Origin of the sequence: Streptomyces sp. NPDC001980, from assembly GCF_040296885.1 — a bacterium.
Taxonomy (GTDB): Bacteria; Actinomycetota; Actinomycetes; order Streptomycetales; family Streptomycetaceae; genus Streptomyces.
The window spans coordinates 40,088-58,928 of record NZ_JBEOYD010000020.1 but is presented as its reverse complement, the minus strand read 5'-3'; the positions used below and the strand labels follow the sequence as shown (position 1 = coordinate 58,928).

The following is an 18,841-nucleotide window of genomic DNA, read 5'->3' as shown; positions in this document are numbered from 1 at the left end:
CTATGACCATCGACACAGCTCAGTCCAGCCAGGCCCGCGAGGTGCTGGCCCGGAGCCTGGTGCAGATCCGCAAGCTGCGGGAACGCCTCGACGAGGCGGAGCAGGCGAAGACCGAGCCCATCGCGGTGATCGGCATGGGCTGCCGGCTGCCCGGCGGAGTGCGGAGCCCGGAGCAGTACTGGGATTTCCTGCTCCAGGGCCAGAGCGGGACCGGACCGGTCCCCTCGGACCGCTGGGACCCGCAGCGGTGGGGCGGCGTGAAGGGCGGCGGCTTCCTCGACGAGGTCGACCGCTTCGACGCCGGGTTCTTCGGCATCTCCCCGCGCGAGGCCGCCGCACTCGACCCGCAGCAGCGGATGTTCCTCGAAGTGGCCTGGGAGGCCCTGGAGCACGCGGGCCAGGCGCCGGACCGCCTGTCCGGCAGCCCCACCGGCGTCTACCTGGGCGTCACCACGTACGACTACACCCAGAACCAGATGCAGCACGTCGTCCCGGACGAGCTGGAGATGTACTGCACCACCAGCAACGCCTCCACGTTCGCGGCCGGGCGGCTCTCCTACTGGCTCGGCCTGAGCGGCCCGAGCCTGTCCGTGGACACCGCCTGCTCCTCCTCGCTGGTCGCGGTGCACCTGGCCTGCCAGAGCCTGCGCTCCGGCGAGACCTCGATGGCCCTGGCCGGCGGCGTCAACGTCCTGCTGAGCCCCGAGTGGTTCCTGCTGATGACCCAGGCCGGGATGCTCGCCGAGGACGGCCGATGTAAGACCTTCGACGCTTCCGCCGACGGCTACGGCCGCGGTGAGGGCTGCGGCGTGCTGGTGCTCAAGCGGCTGTCCGACGCGCTCGCGGACAACGACCGCATCGAGGGGCTGATCCTCGGCTCCGCCGTCAACCAGGACGGCCGCAGCAGCGGCATCACCGTGCCCAACCCGGCGGCCCAGACCGACGTGATACGGGCGGCGCTGCGCGCGGCCAGGGTCGACGGCAGCCGCGTCGGGTACATCGAGGCGCACGGCACCGGAACCCCGCTCGGCGACCCGATCGAACTGCGGGCGCTGCGCGCCGCACTCGGCACGCCGGCCGGTGCGGAGCCGCCGCTGGTCGGTTCCGCCAAGACCAACTTCGGCCACCTGGAGGCCGCGGCCGGCGTCGTGGGCCTCATCAAGGCCCTGATGACCGTGCGGCACGGCACCGTACCGCCGCACCTGAACCTGGACACCGTCAACCCCGCGGTCGACCTGGACCAGTTGCACCTGCGCATCCCGGTCGAGCCGACCGCGTTCCCCGCCGGGACCGGCACGCGCGTCGCCGGAGTCAGCGCGTTCGGCGTCAGCGGCACCAACGCGCACGTGGTCGTCGGCGAGCCGCCGGCGCCGGAAGCGAGCGCGGACGTGCCCGAGCCGCGCCAGGACCACGTCCTGACCCTGTCCGCGAAGAGCCCCGCGGCCCTGGGCGAGCTGGTGCGCGCCTACCAGGACCGGCTGGCGGCCGTGGACGAGCGCGAGCTGCCCGACCTGTGCCACACCTCGACCGTGGGCCGCGCCGTGCTGCCCCACCGGGCCGCCGTGGTCGGCTCGACCGCCGAGGTACTGAGCGAGCGGCTCGCCGAGGTGATCGAGCCGGACGAGGACGCCTCGCCGTACGTGCACACGGGCCGGGTGAGCGCCTCCGGGCGGCCCCGCGTCGCCTTCCTGTTCACCGGCCAGGGCTCGCAGTACGCGCCGATGGCCGCCACGCTCTACCGCACCGAGCCGCTGGTGCGCGAACTGTTCGACCAGGTCGACGAGCTCCTCGCGCCTGTGCTCGGCCGCCGCCTGCTGCCGCTGATGCTCGACGGCTCGCTCGACACCGGGCTCATCGACGAGACCCGCTACACCCAGCCGGCCCTGTTCGTCCTCGAGTACGCCGTCGCCCGGCTGTGGCGCTCCTGGGGCGTCGAGCCGTCCGCCCTGCTCGGCCACAGCATCGGCGAGCTCGCCGCGGCCTGTGTGGCCGGGGCGATGGACTGGACCGAGGGCGCGCTGCTCGCCGCCCACCGCGGCCGGCTGATGCAGGAGCTGACCCCCGAGGGCGCGATGCTCAACGTGTTCGCCGACGACCAGCGGGTGCGCGAACTGCTCGCGCAGGCCGGGCCGGGGCTCTCGCTCAGCGCCATCAACGGCCCGCAGAGCATCGTGGTGGCCGGCGCGCCGGAGGCGATGGAGCGCTTCCTGTCCGTCCTCGCCGAGGCGGGCGTCAGCTCACGGCCCATCAACAGCGCCAAGGCCTTCCACTCGCCGCTCATGGAGCCGATGCTCGACGCGTTCGAGGCCGAGGCTGAGAAGATCGTGTACCGGGCTCCACAGATCCCGTTGTTCTCGAACGTCACCGGCAACTCCCTCAACGGCGACCGATGTATCGGCGCCGGGTACTGGCGCCGCCACGCGCTGGCCCCGGTGGACTTCCTCCGCGGGATGCAGGCCGTGTTCGACTCCGGCTGCACCGTGTTCATCGAGGTCGGGCCGAGCCCCGTGCTCTGCGGCATGGCCTCGCGGTTCGCCCCGCAGTCCGACTCCGGCCCCGACGTCCTCTTCCTGCCCTCGCTGCGGCAGCGGCAGGACGACAACCGGGTGATGCTCAACAGCCTGGCCGCGCTGCACACCCGCGGCGTTCCGGTCGACTGGGAGAAGGTCGACGCGGGACGGGACCGGCGCAAGATCGCCGTACCCACGTACCCGTTCCGGACCGACCGGCACTGGTACACCCCGAGCACGCGCACCGAGGTCGCGGCGGCACCGGTCTCCCCGGCCCCGACGGGCGCCTCCCCGAGCGGCGCGGGCGGCGCCCTGCTCGGCGCCTCCATCCCGTGCGCCCTGGACAGCCGTCTCTACGACGCGCGGATCGACCCCGCGGCGCACGCGGTCCTGCGCGACTGCGTCATGGAGGGGATGCCGGTGGTCAACGCCGGCGTCTACCTTGACCTGGCCATGTCGGCCGCGCGGCGCGAAGGCGTCGCCGGGCCGATCGTCGTCGAGGACTACTCGGTTCCCCAGAGCCTCATCGCCGGCGAGGTGTGTGCCGGACAGCTCGCGCTCGAACCCCTCGACGAGACGCGCCACTCCTACCGTTTCTTCGCCCGCCCGGAGAGCGCAGGAGACTCCGCCCCCTGGGTGCTGCACGCGCAGGGACGCGTCGGCCCCGGCATGCCCGGTACGGCCTCCGAGGCCATCGACGAGGCGGGGCTGGCCGCCGAGTTCGCCCAGCAGACCACCGGCGAGGAGCACTACACCCAGCTCTGGCAGCGCCAGATCTACCTGGGCGGGGCGGCCCGCTGGATCGATCACCTCTGGCACCGGCCCGGCGAGGCCGTCGCCCGGCTCAGGCCGGCCGCGGCGGGCGAGGCCGACCCGTATCTGCTGCACCCGGGCGTGACCGACTCGCTGCTGCAGATGCTGATCAGCTGCATGCCCGAAGGCGGCGCGCCGGACGAGGCGTACATGCTCCTCGGCATCGACCGCCTCACCTTCCACGGCCACGACGGCGGCGCGATCTACTGCCGTGCCACCGTGACCCGGTCCGGCTACGCCGGCGACGTCCTCACCGCGACGCTCGACGTGCGGGACGCCGAGGGCAACCCGGTGGTGTCGGCCGAGGGCGTGTACATGAAGCGCGCCGACAAGGACGCGGTCACGCGGCAGCAGAACGGCGCGAAGCCGAATGCGGCGCGCCCCGGCGCGGCGCCGTCCGCCAAGCCGGCCGGAGCGAGTGGTGCGGCACGCGCCCGCATCCTCGCCCTGCCGTCGGACGAGCGCCCGGCCGAGACCCTGAAGCTGGTCGCCGGAACCATCGCGGGCGTGCTCGGAGCAAGCGCCGAGGACCTCGACCTCGACGAGCCGCTGCCGGCCCTCGGTCTCGACTCGCTGATGGCGCTGCAGGCCAACGACCAGCTGACCCGCCAGCTGTCCGTCTCGCTGCCGCTGGTCGCCTTCATCGAGGGCTGCGACATCAACGGCCTGACCGAGCTGGTCCTCGAAGCGCTCGGTGAGCCGACCGGCGCCGGCGCCGTGCAGGACGCCGCTCGGGGCGCGGAGACGAGCCTCGAACCCGTCGCCGACGAGCCGCCGCGGATCGTGCCCGACCCGGCCGCCCGGTTCGAACCCTTCCCGCTCACCGACCTCCAGCAGGCCTACATGATGGGCCGCACGGACGCCTTCGAACTCGGCAACGTCTCGACCTACTTCTTCACCGAGGTCGACCTCGAAGGCGCCGACCTCGGCCTCCTGACCGACAAGCTCAACGAGCTGATCGACCGCCACGACATGCTCAGGGCGGTGATGAACGGCGACAGCACCCAGCGGGTGCTGCCCGAGGTGCCGCGGTACGAGATCCGCACCTACGACGTGTCCGGGCTCGAGGCCGAGGCGCGCGACCGGGAGCTGACCGCGGTCCACGACGAGATGCGCGACCAGGTCTTCGACCCGGCCGAGTGGCCGCTGTTCGACGTCCGCGCCACCGTCCTCGGCGAGGGGCGCATCCGTCTGCACGTCGCGCACGAGGCGCTGATCAGCGACGCCTGGGGCGCGTCGACGGTGTTCCGCGAGTGGGCGCAGTCCGTCAACGGCGAGGACCTGGGCGAGCCCGCGGAGATCACCTTCCGCGACTACGTCACCGCGATGAAGGAACTGGAACAGGGCCCCGAGTACGAGGCCTCCCTCGAGTACTGGCGCGGCCGGGTCGCCCACATGCCGCCCGCGCCCGAACTGCCGCTGGCACGCGACCCCGCCACCGTGCGCCGGCCGCACTTCGTGCACCGCTCGCACCGGCTCGACCGCGAGGCCTGGACGGCGTTCCGGGAGCACGCGAAGGCGGCCGGGGTCACCGCGTCCGCGGCCGTCTGCGCCGCGTACACCGAGGTGATCGCGCAGTGGAGCACGAACCCCGACTTCACCCTGAACGTGCTCTTCTTCAACCGGATGCCGCTGCACCCGCAGGTGGACTCGATCGTGGGCAACTTCAGCTCGACGATCCTGCTGGAGGTGCATGCGGGCGGCGGCACGCCGTTCGCCGACCGCGCCGTCAAGGTGCAGCAGCAGCTGTGGCAGGACCTCGGACACAGCCGGGTGAGCGGTGTCCGGGTGCTGCGCGAGATGAACCAGCAGCGCGGCGAGTCGGTCCGCGCGTCCGTACCGGTCGTGTTCGCCAGCACGGTGAACTTCGCCGCCCGTGACACGCGCGCCGCGGGTGTCGGCCTGGTCCAGCACCTGCTCTCCCTCGGCGACAGCGGACACGAGGTCTCCAGCGCCATCCGCACTCCGCAGGTGTGGCTCGACCACCAGGTGATCGAGGACGACGGAGAGCTGATCGTCAACTGGGACGTGGTGGAAGAGCTCTTCCCGGCCGGCCTGATCGACACGATGCACGCCGCCTACGCCGGCCTCCTCAACGAGCTGGCCGCCTCGCCCGCGGCCTGGCACGGTCCGATCGCCCCCCTCCTGGGCCGGCAGGACCTCGCCGCGCGCCACCGTGTCAACGCCACCACCGGTCCCCGGCCCGAGGGGCTGCTGCACGCCGGGTTCCTCGCCAACGCGGCCGAACGGCCCGAGCGGGTCGCCGTGATCACGCCCGACCGCAGCCTCACCTACGGTGAACTCGACACCCTGTCGAACCGGATCGGGAACTGGCTGCTCGACCGCGGCACCACCCCCGAGCAGCTGATCGGCGTGGTGATGCACAAGGGCTGGGAGCAGGTCGCCGGCGCCCTCGGCATCCTCAAGGCGGGCGCCGCCTACGTGCCGATCGACGCCTCGGTCCCGGCCGAACGGCTCCGCAGGCTCTGCGAGACCTCCGGCATCACCCTGGCGCTCACCCAGCCCGGCGGGCCGGCCGGCGAGTCCTGGCCCGAAGGCGTCGAACGGCTCGTGATCGACGACGAGACGCTCGCCGCGCTCTCCGACGCGCCGCCCCCGCCGTCCCCCGCGGACCCGGGAGACCTGGCGTACGTCATCTTCACCTCCGGCAGCACCGGAACCCCCAAGGGGGTGATGATCGAGCACCGGGCGGCCGGCAACACCATCGCGGACGTCAACGACCGCTTCGCCGTCACCGACCGGGACCGCGTGCTGGCCCTGTCCGCGTTCAACTTCGACCTGTCCGTCTACGACGTGTTCGGCATGCTCTCCGCCGGCGGCGCGATCGTGCTGCCCGAGCCGGACGCCGCGCACGAACCGTCCCGGTGGGCCGAACTCGTCCGCGAGCACGGCGTGACGATCTGGAACAGCGTCCCGGCCCTGATGGAGCTGTTCGCCCAGCACCTCGCCTCGCCGACCGCGCGGCCGGCGGACGGGGTCCGCATCGTGATGATGAGCGGCGACTGGATCCCGGTGACCCTGCCGGAGTTGATCCGGCGCGTACTGCCCGGCGCGGCGACCTGGAGCCTGGGCGGCGCGACCGAGGCGGCGATCTGGTCGATCTGGTACCCGATCGAGAGCGTCGACCCGCAGTGGACGAGCGTCCCGTACGGCACGCCGATGCGCAATCAGCAGTTCCATGTGCTCGACGAGCAGCTGCGCCCGCGCCCGGCCTGGGTGCCCGGTCAGCTCTACATCGGCGGCGAGGGTCTGGCCCGCGGCTACCACGCCGACGGGGAGAAGACGCGCGCCGCGTTCGTCCGGCACCCGGCCACCGGTGAGCGGCTCTACCGCACCGGCGACCTGGGCCGCTACCGGCCCGACGGCGTGATCGAGTTCCTCGGCCGCGAGGACAACCAGGTCAAGGTGCAGGGATACCGCATCGAACTCGGTGAGATCGAAGCGGCGATCTCGCACTGCGACGGCGTGCGCGCCGCCGTGGTGCAGGCGCTCGGCTCCCGGCAGGGTCCCAAGCGTCTGGTCGCCTACGTGGTCCACCAGCCCGACGCCGCCCCGGACACCGGCAAGGTGGAGTCGGCGCTGCGCGCCGTGCTGCCGGAGTACATGGTCCCGAGGCAGTTCGTGCTGCTCGACGAGCTGCCGCTCACGGCCAACGGCAAGGTGAACCGCGGCGCGCTGCCCGACCCGTCCCTGGCCCTCGACGCCGCCGGCCGGGCGCCCGAAGGCGAGACCGAGACCCGGCTGGCCGCGATCTGGGCCGAGTTCTTCGACCCGGCGCTGGTCACCGCGGACGCCGGCTTCTTCGCCCTGGGCGGCGACTCGCTCACCGCGGTGCGGCTGATGGCCCGCATCGAGGCCGAGTGGGACCGGGTGCTGCCCGTCTCCCTGCTGTTCGCCCGGCCCACCATCGCCCAGCTGGCCGAGGCGTTGGCCGACACCGTCGGCTCGGCCCGCCGCGAGGCCCTGGTGCCGGTGCGTACCCAAGGCGCGCTGCCGCCGCTGTTCTTCGTGCACCCGGTCGGCGGCGACGTGCTCTGCTACGCGGAACTGGCCGCGCGGGTCGACGGCGACCGCCCGTTCTACGCGCTCCAGACCCCGGACGACCTGGACGCGCCGACGCTGACCGAACTGGCCGCCCACTACGTCGAGGAAGTCCTCGCGGTGCGGCCGGACGGCCCCTGGGTGCTCGGCGGCTGGTCGATGGGCGGCGTGGTCGCGATCGAGATGTCCCGGCTGATGGCCGAGTCGGGCCGCACGGCGGAGTTGGTCGTCGCGGTGGACCTGCTCGAACCGCCGGGTCCGGCCGCCGGCGGACCGCTCGGCGCCGGCGAGCTGCTCGACTGGCTCGCCCGCGACCTGGCCGGGCTCTCGGGCCTCGACTGGACCCCGCGCCCCGCGGCGGACGACGACGGGGCGGTGTCCGACGCCGACCGCGTCCAGCCCCTGCGCGAGTCCCTGGTGAGCGCCGGCGTGCTGCCGGCGGACATCGGCGCCGAGGCCTTCCAGCGGATCGTCGAGCGCTTCATGGCCAACTCGCGCCTGCTGGAGGCCCACCGTCCCGCCCCGTCCCGGGTCCGCACCCTGCTGCTGCGCGCGGCGGACGGCGGCGCGGACGAGAAGACGGCAGCGGCCTGGACGGAACTCCTCGGCGGTGACGTCACCAGCGTCGAAGCCGTCCCCGGCGACCACTACTCCGTCGTCGCGCCGCCCGCCGTGGACGTCGTCGCGGACGCGATCCGTCGAGCCCTGCACGCCTGACCCAACCGGCGAGCGAAATCCCAGGAAATCCGAGAGGACACCCAAGCATGCGATTCGGAGCGTTTCTCCCTCCCTTCCACAAGCTCGGTCAGGACCCGACCGCGAACTTCCAGCACGACCTGGAGCTGATCACCCGCGCCGACGAACTGGGCTTCGACGAGGCCTGGGTCGGTGAGCACCACTCCGGAGGCTGGTCCACCATCGCCTCGCCGGAGCTGTTCATGGCCGCCGCCGCCGAGCGCACCCGGCGCATCATGCTGGGCACCGGCGTCGTCAGCCTGCCCTACCACCACCCGCTCACCGCGGCCGACCGGATGGTCCAGCTCGACCACCAGACCCGCGGCCGGATCATGTTCGGCATGGGCGCCGGGGTGCACCCCTCGGACGCGTACATGATGGGCATCTCCGCCGGCGACCAGCGGCGGATGATGGCCGAGTCGCTGGACGCGATCCACCAACTGCTCACCAGCACCGAGCCGGTGACCCGCAAGACCGACTGGTTCGAGCTGCGCGAGGCTCGGCTCCAGCTGCGGCCGTACACCCAGCCCTGCTTCGAGATGATGGCCGCGGGCGTGGGCACCGAGCGCAGCATGCGGCTGGCCGGCAAGTACGGCATCAACCCGCTGACCTTCGCCGGACTGGCCGGACGCGAGGCCCCGCCGCTCGGCAAGCTGTGGGAGGCCGCCGAGGACGAGGCCGCGAAGAACGGCACGACGGTGGACCGCAGCAAGTGGCGCGTGGCCATCTGCACCCATGTCGCGGAGACCCGCGAGGAGGCGTACCGGCAGGTGCGCGAGGGCGCTGCGGGCTGGTTCCGCGGTTACGTCAAGGGCACCCTCGGCGCCGTCGGCGACCTGCCGGAGGGGCGCGAGGTGGAGCACATGGTGGAGACGCGCACCGCCATCATCGGCTCCCCGCAGGACGCGATCGAGGCGATCGAGCACCTGGTCGAGCAGAGCGGCGGCCTCGGCAGCCTGCTGCTGACCGTGCAGAACTGGGCCAACCGCCGCCAGACCATGGAGAGCTTCGAGCTGTTCGCCTCCGAGGTCGCGCCCCACTTCACCGGCTCGGTGCAGAGCCTGCGCGACTCGCAGGCCTGGGAGGCGTCGCACCGCGACGACTTCTCCGCGCAGGTCCGCGAGGCGGCCCAGGCCGCGGCGAGCGGCAAGGTCTGACAGGACCGCGCCGACCTCGGACGACGGGTCCGGGAACGGGAAGGGCCCCCGGCGGGCCCTTCCCGCCCACGCACCAAGCAGAAGACTCAATGCGGCTACCAGGCTCGCGTCATCAGCTGACCACGGGGGTCCTCAGTGCTTTCCGGGACGACGATATCCATCACGCGCCCATCGACCGACAGTGAGGTGCCGGCAGATCACCAGGCCGACGCGCGCCGCCGTCATTTCCTTTACCAGGACGGCGTGGTCGTCTCCTCGGTCATCCGCGCGCTCGACTCGCTCGGCCTGCTGGAAGCCGGCCCCGGCCAGGGGTGCGGCCTTCCCGAGACCGGCTACCTGGGAGTCGTACGGCGCTGCCTCGCGGGCGTCGGCTGGTTCGACGGCGACGCCGGGCCGGCGACGTGGACGCCGTCCGGGCGGGCGGCCCTGCGCCACCGCGCTCCCCTCGTGGAGGCGGGCCGGCTCCTCGCCCGGTTCGCCGGCGGCGCCGACGTGCGGCGGACCCCGTGGGACGAGGAGACCTCGGCCGCCTTCTCGGCTGCGGTCGGGCGCTTCGAGGAATGGCACGCGGGCACCGAGCGGGACGAGCTCGTCGGGGCCTGTCTGGCAGGCGCGCTGCTGGTACCGGTCATGCTGTCCCTGCGTGCCGGCGAAGACGGCGACCGGCTCCCGGAGGACGCAGAGCGCTTCCTGGCCCTGCTGGGCTGGGTCGACGCCGAGGGCCGGTGGACCCCGAAGGGCCGGGCCTTCCGGGAGTTCGAGGACCACTTCGGCCTGGCGGCCTCGTACCTCCCCCTGCTGGCCCGCCTGGAGGAGCTGCTGCGCGGCGAGCTCGTGGTGAGTCCCGGCGACGACGCGTGGCACTGCGAGCGCACGCTCCAGGTGCAGACCGGCTCGGCCGCCCGTCGCCGGTACTTCGCCGACGCGGACCCGATCTTCCGGGAGATGTTCGCCTACGGCCGGTCGCCGGCGTTCATCGCCGACATGGGGTGCGGTGACGGCAGCTGGCTCGTCCACCTTCACTCCCTGCTCGGGGACAGCGTCCGGTACGTCGGAATCGACGCCGACCAGGTCGCTCTCGACGCGGCGCGGCAGAAGCTTCAGGCCGCCGGGGTACACGACCCGCTGCTGCTCCTGGGTGACGTGGCGTCGCCCCAGGACCTGCGGGACCGACTGGCCGAGCACGGGCTGTCGATCGAGGACGGCCTGCACATCCGCTCGTTCGCCGACCACGGCCCGGTCTTCCGCGGCGGATCGCCGTCCGAGGTCCCCGCCACGGCATCCGGCGCGTACGTGGCGACCGACGGCACGCCCCTGTCCGCCGCCTCGGCCGAGGCGGACCTCGTCGCCCACCTGGAGCGCTGGAAGCCGTACATCGGCAAGCACGGCATGGTCCTCGTCGAGGCGCACACCGTGCCCACGCACGTCGCGTCCCAGCACCTCGGCACGCTGCACGCGGCCGCCTTCGACGCGTACCGCGGCCTGACGCACCAGTATCCGGTCGAGTACTCGACGTTCATGACCTGCTGCCGGCGGGCCGGCCTGACCGCGAGCAGCCACCTCGAACGCCGCTACCCGGCGACGCGGCCCTTCGTCGCGGTCTCGGTCAACCGCTTCGTGTGCGCGCAGCCCAATCCCCTGGAGGTGATCGAGGCGGCCGCGGGCACGGGACAGGGGCCCGTGACGACCAGGCGGGCGAGCGACTGGCGCCCGGAACCGGGTTCCGACCTGGACGACGGCCGCGGCCTGCACGAACTGCTCTACTTCGGCGGCGACTTGTCCCAGCCCCGCCGGTGGTCGGCCGGAGCGACCGGGGTCGTGGTCCGCGAGGTCATGGCCGCGATCAACGCGCGCGCCGAGCGGGCCCGCAAAGGCGAGGTCCTCCGGGTGCTGGACTACGGGGCGGGCACGGGCCTGGCGTCGATCGAACTCGCCAAGGTCTGCATCGCGCAGGGCCTTCCCGAACGTCTCGCCGGTCTCGGTATCGGCTTCCAGCTCCACCTGGTCGACCTGCCGACCGGATGGTTCGCCCAGGGCTACGAACTCCTGAAGGACGTCCCGTGGGTCAGGTTCCATTCCCTGCGGGGAGAGGGCGGTGAATTCCGCGGTCTCCTCGACGTCATGGGGGGCGACCACGTCGACGTGGTCATGGCCAACATGGTGTTCCACCTGCTCCGTGAAGGCCCCATGCGGCACGCGGCCGCCTCGATCGCGGATGTGCTGGCGCCCGGCGGAAAACTGGTTTTCAACGCGCCCGACCTCGGACCCGCCACCAGGAACTCCATCCTTTTCCACGATCCCAACCGGTTGCTCAGGAAGTACTGGCTGAAAGCGCTGGACGCGGCCGACCCGGCCGATTGCCACGAGTCGCTGCGCGAGGCCGTCGCCCGCGCGCGTTCCGCCGGAAGAGCGGACGCCCAGAAACGTGCGGATCGCCGGATTCTGCCGACGCCGCAGTCCATCGAAGGCGTTGTCGAGGCTCTCGAACCCTTCATGACCGGTACGTCGTTCGGCCAGACTTTCGAGCTGCTGGCCGAGGAGAACCTGGCGACCGCCCTCGTCCCGTCGAACCAGGCGGAATACCTCTCCGAGATCACCGACCGGGAGACCCGGGAGGAAGTCATTCGCTTCATCGTGCGCGAATGCGTCTTCCCGGAACTCTCGAAGGGGCCGGCCGGGACCGGTCTCGGCTACAACATCGAGTGGAAGTTCGGCGTCTTCGAGCGCCGCCAGTAATTTCCCTTTCTCCCCTTTCTCTCCTTTCTCCCCTTTCATCGCCGAAGAGTATTTCCGGCGCCCCACGCATACCCGTAAGGAGGCCTGGCCGGTGTTCAGGCGTATTGCCATCGTCAATCGCGGGGAGGCCGCGATGCGGCTGATCCACGCGGTCCGCGACCTGTCCGCGCAGACCGGGAAGGTCACCGAGACGGTCGCGCTGTACACCGACGCAGACGTCGGGGCCTCGTTCGTCCGGGAGGCCGACCGCAGGGTCTTCCTCGGCGCGGCCGCAGACCGCCCCTATCTCGACCTGGCGGTGCTGGAGCGGGCCCTGGCGGAGTCGGGCGCGGACGCGGCGTGGCCGGGCTGGGGCTTCGTCGCCGAGGACCCGGCGTTCGCGGAGCTGTGCGAGAAGGCCGGGGTCACGTTCGTCGGCCCGTCCGCCGAGGCGATGCGCAACCTGGGCGACAAGATCGGCGCGAAGCTGATCGCCGAGCGCGTCGGCGTGCCGGTCGCCCCGTGGAGCCGCGGCCCGGTCGCCACCCTGGAAGAGGCGCATCGGGCGGCAGAGCGCATCGGCTACCCGCTGATGCTGAAGGCGACCGCCGGCGGCGGCGGTCGCGGCATCCGGGTCATCACCTCGGCCGCCGACCTCACCGAGGCGTTGGAGCGGACCAGCGCCGAGGCGCTGCGGGCGTTCGGCAACGGCACGGTCTTCCTGGAGCGGCTCGTGACCGGTGCGCGGCACGTCGAGGTCCAGGTCATCGCGGACGGCCAGGGCACGGCCTGGGCCCTGGGCGTGCGGGACTGCTCGGTGCAGCGCCGCAACCAGAAGGTCATCGAGGAGTCCGCCTCCCCGCTGCTGTCCGCGCAGCAGGTCACGGACCTGAAGGCGGCCGCGGAGCGGCTCGTCCTCTCGGTCGGCTACCGGGGTGCCGCGACCGTGGAGTCCCTCTACCACCCGGACGACAAGCAGTTCGCGTTCCTGGAGGTGAACACCCGCCTGCAGGTCGAGCATCCCGTCACCGAACTGACCACCGGCGTCGACCTGGTGCGGATGCAGCTGCACGTGGCCTGCGGCGGACGCCTCGTCGGGGACCGGCCGGCCGAGTCCGGGCACGCCGTCGAGGCACGGCTGAACGCCGAGGACCCGGACCGCGACTTCGCGCCCGCGCCCGGCCGCATCGCCCGCCTGGTCCTGCCGGCCGGGCCGGGGATACGCGTCGACACCGGCGTCAGCGAGGGCGACACGATCCCCGCGGACTTCGACTCGATGATCGCGAAGGTCATCGCCTACGGCCGCGACCGGGACGAGGCCCTGGCCCGGCTGCGGCGCGCCATGGCTGAGACCAGCGTCGTCATCGAGGGCGGCGCCACCAACAAGAGCTTCGTCCTGGACCTGCTGGACCAGCCCGAGGTGACCGACGGCAGCCCCGGGGCCGGCTGGGCCGACACCGGCTGGATCGACCGGGTCCGCGCACAGGGCCGCCTGGCCGCCCGCGAGCACTCCGGCGTCGCCCTCGTCGCCGCGGCCGTCCGGGCCTGCGAGGACGAGGAGGCGGCCGGCCGGCAGGCGCTGCTGGCCGCCGCCCGCGGCGGGCGGCCGCACGTCCGCCACGACCCCGGGCAGGCCGTCGACTACAAGCTCCGCGACGTCTCCTACCGGGTGCGGGTCGCGCGCCGCGGCCCGGACCGGTTCCGGGTCGAGATCCGAGCCGGCGGCGACGCCGCCGTGGCCGACGCCGTGTTCGAGCGGTTCGACGGCTACAGCGGGGCCCTCACGGTCAACGGGCAGCGGTTCCGGCTGACGACCTCCGTGCACGGGCCCGTGCACCTCGTCGAGGTCGACGGCGTCGCGCACCGGGTCAGCCGTGACGAGGGCGGCGTGGTCCGTTCTCCCGCCCCGGCCCTGGTGGTCGCGACCCCGGTCGCCGCCGGGGACGAGGTCGCCGAAGGGGCCCCGGTCCTGGTGCTGGAATCGATGAAGATGGAGACGGTGCTGCGGGCCCCGTTCCGTGCCCTGGTCCGCGAGTGCGCGGTCCCGATCGGCACCCAGGTCGAGACCGGTGCGCCGTTGCTGCGCCTGGAGCCGCTGCCCGACGAGGACGGTGCGCCCGACGACGGCTCCGCCGCCACCGCGGCGACCTTGGGGGAGCAGGCCGTCGGCCTGCCCGCGCGGGCGGACGACGGGTCGGCCGAGGAGCTGGCCGGCGCGTGCCTGCGGGACCTGCGCGGCCTGCTGCTCGGGTTCGACGGCGACGCCGACGACCGTACGGCCCTGCTCGTCCGGTACCTGGACGCCCGCGCCGAGCTGGGCGACGAGCTCCTTCCCGCGGAACTGGACCTGCTCACCGTCTTCGCCGACCTGTCGGAGCTGAGCCGGAGCAGGCCGGTCCGGCATGCCGGGGAAGCGGATTCGGACCCGGCCACGACGGGCCCCGCGAGCGCCGTGCACAGCCCGCGCGAGCACTTCCACGTCTACCTGCGCAGCCTCGACGCCGACCGCGCCGGGCTCCCCGAGGCGGCCCGGGCCGTGCTGCACCGGGTCCTGGCCCACTACGGCGTCACCGGGCCGGACCGGACGCCGGAGCTCGAGACGGCGGTCTTCCGGATCTACCTGGCGCAGCAGCGGTTGGCCGACAGCGCCGGGATCGTCTGTGAGCTGCTGCGGCGGTGGCAGGCGGGCGCACTGCCCGCCGAACCCGTCCGCGCGCGGGCGGGCCAGGCCCTGGACCGGCTCGTCGAGGCGGCCCGGGACCAGTTCCCCGCCGTCTCCGACCTCGCCCGCGGCGCCGTGTTCCGCTGGTTCACCCGGCCGCCGCTGCTCCGCGACCGGGCCCGCGTGTACGCCGCCGTCCGCGCGGACCTGCGCCACCTCGACGCGCACCCGGCCGCGGCCGACCGCGCCGACCGCATCCGGGCGATGGCCGTCGCCCCCGAGTCCCTCGTCCGGCTGCTCGGGCAGCGGCTCACCCGCTCCGCGCACCTGGCGTCCGCCGGCCGGCCCGGCCTGGACCACGCGCCGCTCCTGGAGGTCCTGACCCGCCGTCGCTACGGCGACCATCGCCTGACGAACGTCACCGTCGCCGACGCTCCCGGGCACCGCTTCGTCACCGCGGAGCACGTCGGCACCCCCGCCGGAGCCGTGACCCGCGTCGCGGCCACCACCACGGACCTCGCCGGCCTGTCCGACGCGGTCGCGGCCACCGGCGCCCTGGCCGGCCGGACGCCCGGCGGCGGCCTGGCCGCCGACATCCATCTCGCCTGGCCCGGCAGGGCCGCCACCGACGAGCTCGCCGAGGCGGTCACCAGCGCCGTCACGGCGCGTCCGGCGCCCCCCGGGGTCGTCCGGATCACCGTCACGGTCGCCGCCACCGCGGCCGGCGTCCTGTCGCAGCACTTCACCTTCCGGCCCGGCGACGACCGTCCGGCCGAGGACCGGCAGGTCCGGGGCCTCCACCCGCGGCTCGCCGAGCGCCTGCGGCTCGGCCGCTTCCGCGAGTTCGGCCTCACCCGGCTGCCCTCCACGGACGAGGACCTGTACCTGCTCAGGGCCGTCGCGAAGACCGACGCCAAGGACGAGCGGCTGATCGCGATGGGCCAGGTCCGGAAGCTGACCCCGCAGCGCGACGCCGACGGCCGGCTCGTTGCCCTGCCCGAGGTGGAGAACACCCTCGCCGCCTGCCTCGACGCGCTCCGCACCGCCCGGTCACGGCAGCCCGGCGGCGGGGGCACGGGGACCAACCGGATCCTGATGTACGTGTGGCCCCCCGGTGACGTCAGCGCCCCGGAACTGGCCCGCCTCGTCCGCCGGCTCCGCCCGTCCGTGTCGGGCGTCGGCCTGGAGGAGGTCGAGCTCGTCGTCCGGCAGCGCCAGGCGACCGGGGAACCGGCGGAGATGTCCCTCCGGATCACCGGCGACACCCAGGGCGCCCCGGTGCTGCATGCCGGGACGCCGCCGACCGACGTCATCCCGCCGCTGGACGACTACCGGCGGAAGGTCCTGTCCGCGGCCCGCCGCGGCGCCGTCTACCCCTACGAGCTCACCGGCCTGCTCGCCGGGGACAAGGGCACCTTCACCGAGTACGACCTCGAACCCGGCGAACCCGGCAGCGCCGTCGGGCCCGACGCAGGGCGCAGGTGCCTGGTCCCGGTGGACCGGCCGAAGGGCAGGAACACCGCGGGCATCGTCGTCGGCGTCGTCACCACGCCCACCGCCGTCTACCCCGAGGGCATCACCCGCGTGGCGCTGCTCGGCGATCCGACGAAGTCCCTCGGCGCCCTGTCCGAGCCCGAGTGCGCCCGCGTCATCGCCGCCCTCGACCTGGCCGAGGAGCTGCGGGTCCCGATCGAATGGATCGCCATCTCCGCCGGGGCGCAGATCTCCATGGCGTCGGGCTCGGAGAACATGGACTGGGTCGCCGCCGCGCTCAAGCGGATCGTCGAGTTCACCCAGGCCGGCGGCGAGATCAACATCGTCATCGCCGGGATCACCGTCGGCGGCCAGCCGTACTGGAACGCCGAGGCGACGATGCTCATGCACACCAAGGGCATCCTGGTCATGACCCCGGACTCGGCGATGGTCCTCACCGGCAAGCAGTCCCTCGACTTCTCCGGCGGCGTGTCCGCCGAGGACAACTTCGGCATCGGCGGACACGACCGGATCATGGGCCCCAACGGCCAGGCCCAGTACTGGGCCCCGAACCTCACCGCCGCGGCCGCGCTCCTCATGACCCACTACGACCACGCCTACGTCGTGCCCGGCGAGAAGGCGCCGCGTCCGGCCCCGACGACCGACCCGGCCGACCGGGACATCCGCGGCTACCCGCACCCGGCCGACGGCAGCGACTTCGCCACCGTCGGGGAGATCTTCTCCGACGCGTCCAACCCGGACCGCAAGAAGCCCTTCGACATCCGCACCGTGATGCGGGCCGTCGTCGACCAGGACCACCCCGTCCTGGAGCGGTGGGCGGGCATGGCCGACGCCGAGACCTCCGTGGTCCAGGACGCTCACATCGGCGGACGCCCGGTCTGCCTGCTCGGCGTCGAGTCCCACGCCGTGCCCAGGCAGGGCTTCCCGCCCGCCGACGGCCCGGACACCTACACCGCCGGCACCCTGTTCCCCATGTCGTCGAAGAAGACGGCGCGGGCGATCAACGCCGCTTCCGGCAACCGGCCGCTCGTGGTCCTGGCGAACATGTCCGGGTTCGACGGCTCCCCGGAGTCGATGCGCAAGCTTCAGCTGGAGTACGGTGCCGAGATCGGCCGGGCGGTCGTCAACTTCGAGGGCCCGATCGTGTTCTGCGTCGTCTCCCGCTGCCACGGCGGCACCTTCGCGGTGTTCTCCAAGGCGCTCAACCCGGACATGACGATCCTCGCCGTCGAGGGCTCGTACGCCTCCGTCCTCGGGGGCGCCCCCGCCGCCGCGGTCGTGTTCTCAGGCGAGGTCCGCAAGCGCACCGCAGCCGATCACCGCGTCGCCGACCTCCGCGCGAAGGCGGCCGGGGCGGTGGCGGCCGACCACGCCGCGCTCACCATCGAACTGGCCGAGGTCACCGAGGCCGTCCGGGCGGAGAAGCTCAGCGAGGTCGCCGCCGAGTTCGACGGCATCCACACCATCCAGCGGGCCGTCGAGGTCGGCTCCGTCGACAGGATCATCAGCGCGGCGCAGTTGCGCCCCGCGATCATCGACGCGATCGAGACCGGGCTGCGACGTGAGACAGCGGCCCGCGTGACATCCGGGGACAGGGACGCCGAACCCGCCACGTCGTACGGCCGGTGGTGAAAATGTCGACTTCGTCCCGCCCGCGAGAGCGATCCCGTCTGCCGGCGGTCAGCACTGTTCATGTCGGCTTTCCCGGGAACCGGCGGACGGCCGATGCCCCGGATCTCCGGAAAGAGCGGCGCCCCTGGTCACCATGTGGGCCGCAGCGGAGGAATATGGCCCCTGCTCAGCGTCTTAATTATCTCGGCCAGTGTCATCCGCAGGGTGTACATCGGGATCTTCCCGGTCTGGCCGATGATTTCTGCTTCGAGATCGTGCAGCACGGCACCGGCCTCAGAAAGGTGCACGTAGGCCTTTTCGGTCAGCTGAAGCAGCTGACGGCGGCCGCCGGACGGATGCTGCACGCGCACCACATAGCCGTGTTCCTCAAGGTGCGTGGCCATTCCGCTGACCGCCTGCTTGGTAATTCCCAACGCGGCGGCCAGTTCGGTGCCGGTGGCGCCTTCGCCCTTCAGTACCTGAAGGGCCATGCCGTCAATTGGCCTGATGTCTTCGTAACCGCGTTCGTTGAGTCTGCCCACGAACTCCCCGAGCAACAGCTGGAACGTCATCCCGACAAGGTAGATGAGCTCGTAGTCGGTCAGTTCATCCGCGTTTTCCATGGGTCCATGTTGACACACGAGCACCCGTCCCCATTAGACTATGTCAAGTAACTTGACACAGGGAGAGTAGCATGATTATCATCGATCCGTCCGAAGACCGGACAATCAAGACCGCGTCCGCCGTGATGTACGCCCTCGCCGCGCCGAGCCAGGGCAGCGAGCAGGTGGCGACCTGGAAGGTCTCGGTGATCGACGGCGGCGAGTCCCCCGTCCACGTCATCGACAAGGACCAGATCTGGATGCCGATCGCCGGCTCCTTCGAGTTCACGGTCGACGGCGAGACCGAGCAGATCTCGGCCGGCCAGGCCCTCGTGGTACCGGCCGGGTCCGTGCGCCACTTCCGCAGCACCGGCGAGCCGCTCGAGGCGCTGGTCGCCATGCAGGCCGGGGCGCTGGTGAGCATTCCCGGAACCGAAGGAGCCAACCCGATCCCCTGGGCTGTCTGACATCGGCGCAGGC

Annotated in this window: 6 protein-coding genes; 5 read left to right on the top strand and 1 reads right to left on the bottom strand. The window is 72.6% G+C overall.

The annotated features are described in order from the left end of the window. Positions 1 to 2: 2 nt before the first annotated feature. The 4 genes from ABT137_RS28215 (at position 3) to ABT137_RS28200 (ending at position 17,780) form a co-directional block, all read left to right on the top strand. Positions 3 to 8,102: a hybrid non-ribosomal peptide synthetase/type I polyketide synthase gene (locus ABT137_RS28215; RefSeq protein ID WP_351713712.1), complete on the top strand. Its 8,100-nt coding sequence runs from the start codon at positions 3 to 5 to the stop codon at positions 8,100 to 8,102. Positions 8,103 to 8,149: 47 nt separating this feature from the next. Next, a complete protein-coding gene (locus ABT137_RS28210) occupies positions 8,150 to 9,277 on the top strand; it encodes an LLM class flavin-dependent oxidoreductase (protein WP_351713710.1) in 1,128 nt (375 codons plus the stop codon). A 186-nt stretch (positions 9,278 to 9,463) separates the two neighbouring features. Then, positions 9,464 to 12,013: an AprA-related methyltransferase gene (locus ABT137_RS28205; protein WP_351713708.1), complete on the top strand. Its 2,550-nt coding sequence runs from the start codon at positions 9,464 to 9,466 to the stop codon at positions 12,011 to 12,013. Positions 12,014 to 12,104: 91 nt separating this feature from the next. Beyond that, positions 12,105 to 17,780 carry an ATP-binding protein gene (locus ABT137_RS28200; RefSeq protein WP_351713706.1) on the top strand — a complete coding sequence of 1,892 codons (5,676 nt, stop codon included), beginning with the start codon at positions 12,105 to 12,107 and terminating at the stop codon, positions 17,778 to 17,780. Between the two features lie 128 nt (positions 17,781 to 17,908). Here the strand turns inward: ABT137_RS28200 and ABT137_RS28195 are convergent, their stop codons facing one another. Next, complete coding sequence (locus ABT137_RS28195) at positions 17,909 to 18,382, bottom strand: MarR family winged helix-turn-helix transcriptional regulator (RefSeq protein ID WP_351713704.1); 474 nt, start codon at positions 18,380 to 18,382, stop codon at positions 17,909 to 17,911. A 71-nt stretch (positions 18,383 to 18,453) separates the two neighbouring features. On the opposite strand from ABT137_RS28195, the gene ABT137_RS28190 reads away from it, so the two are divergent. Further along, positions 18,454 to 18,828 (top strand): cupin domain-containing protein, encoded by a 375-nt coding sequence (locus ABT137_RS28190; protein ID WP_351713702.1) that lies wholly within the window; start codon positions 18,454 to 18,456, stop codon positions 18,826 to 18,828. Positions 18,829 to 18,841 lie beyond the last annotated feature (13 nt).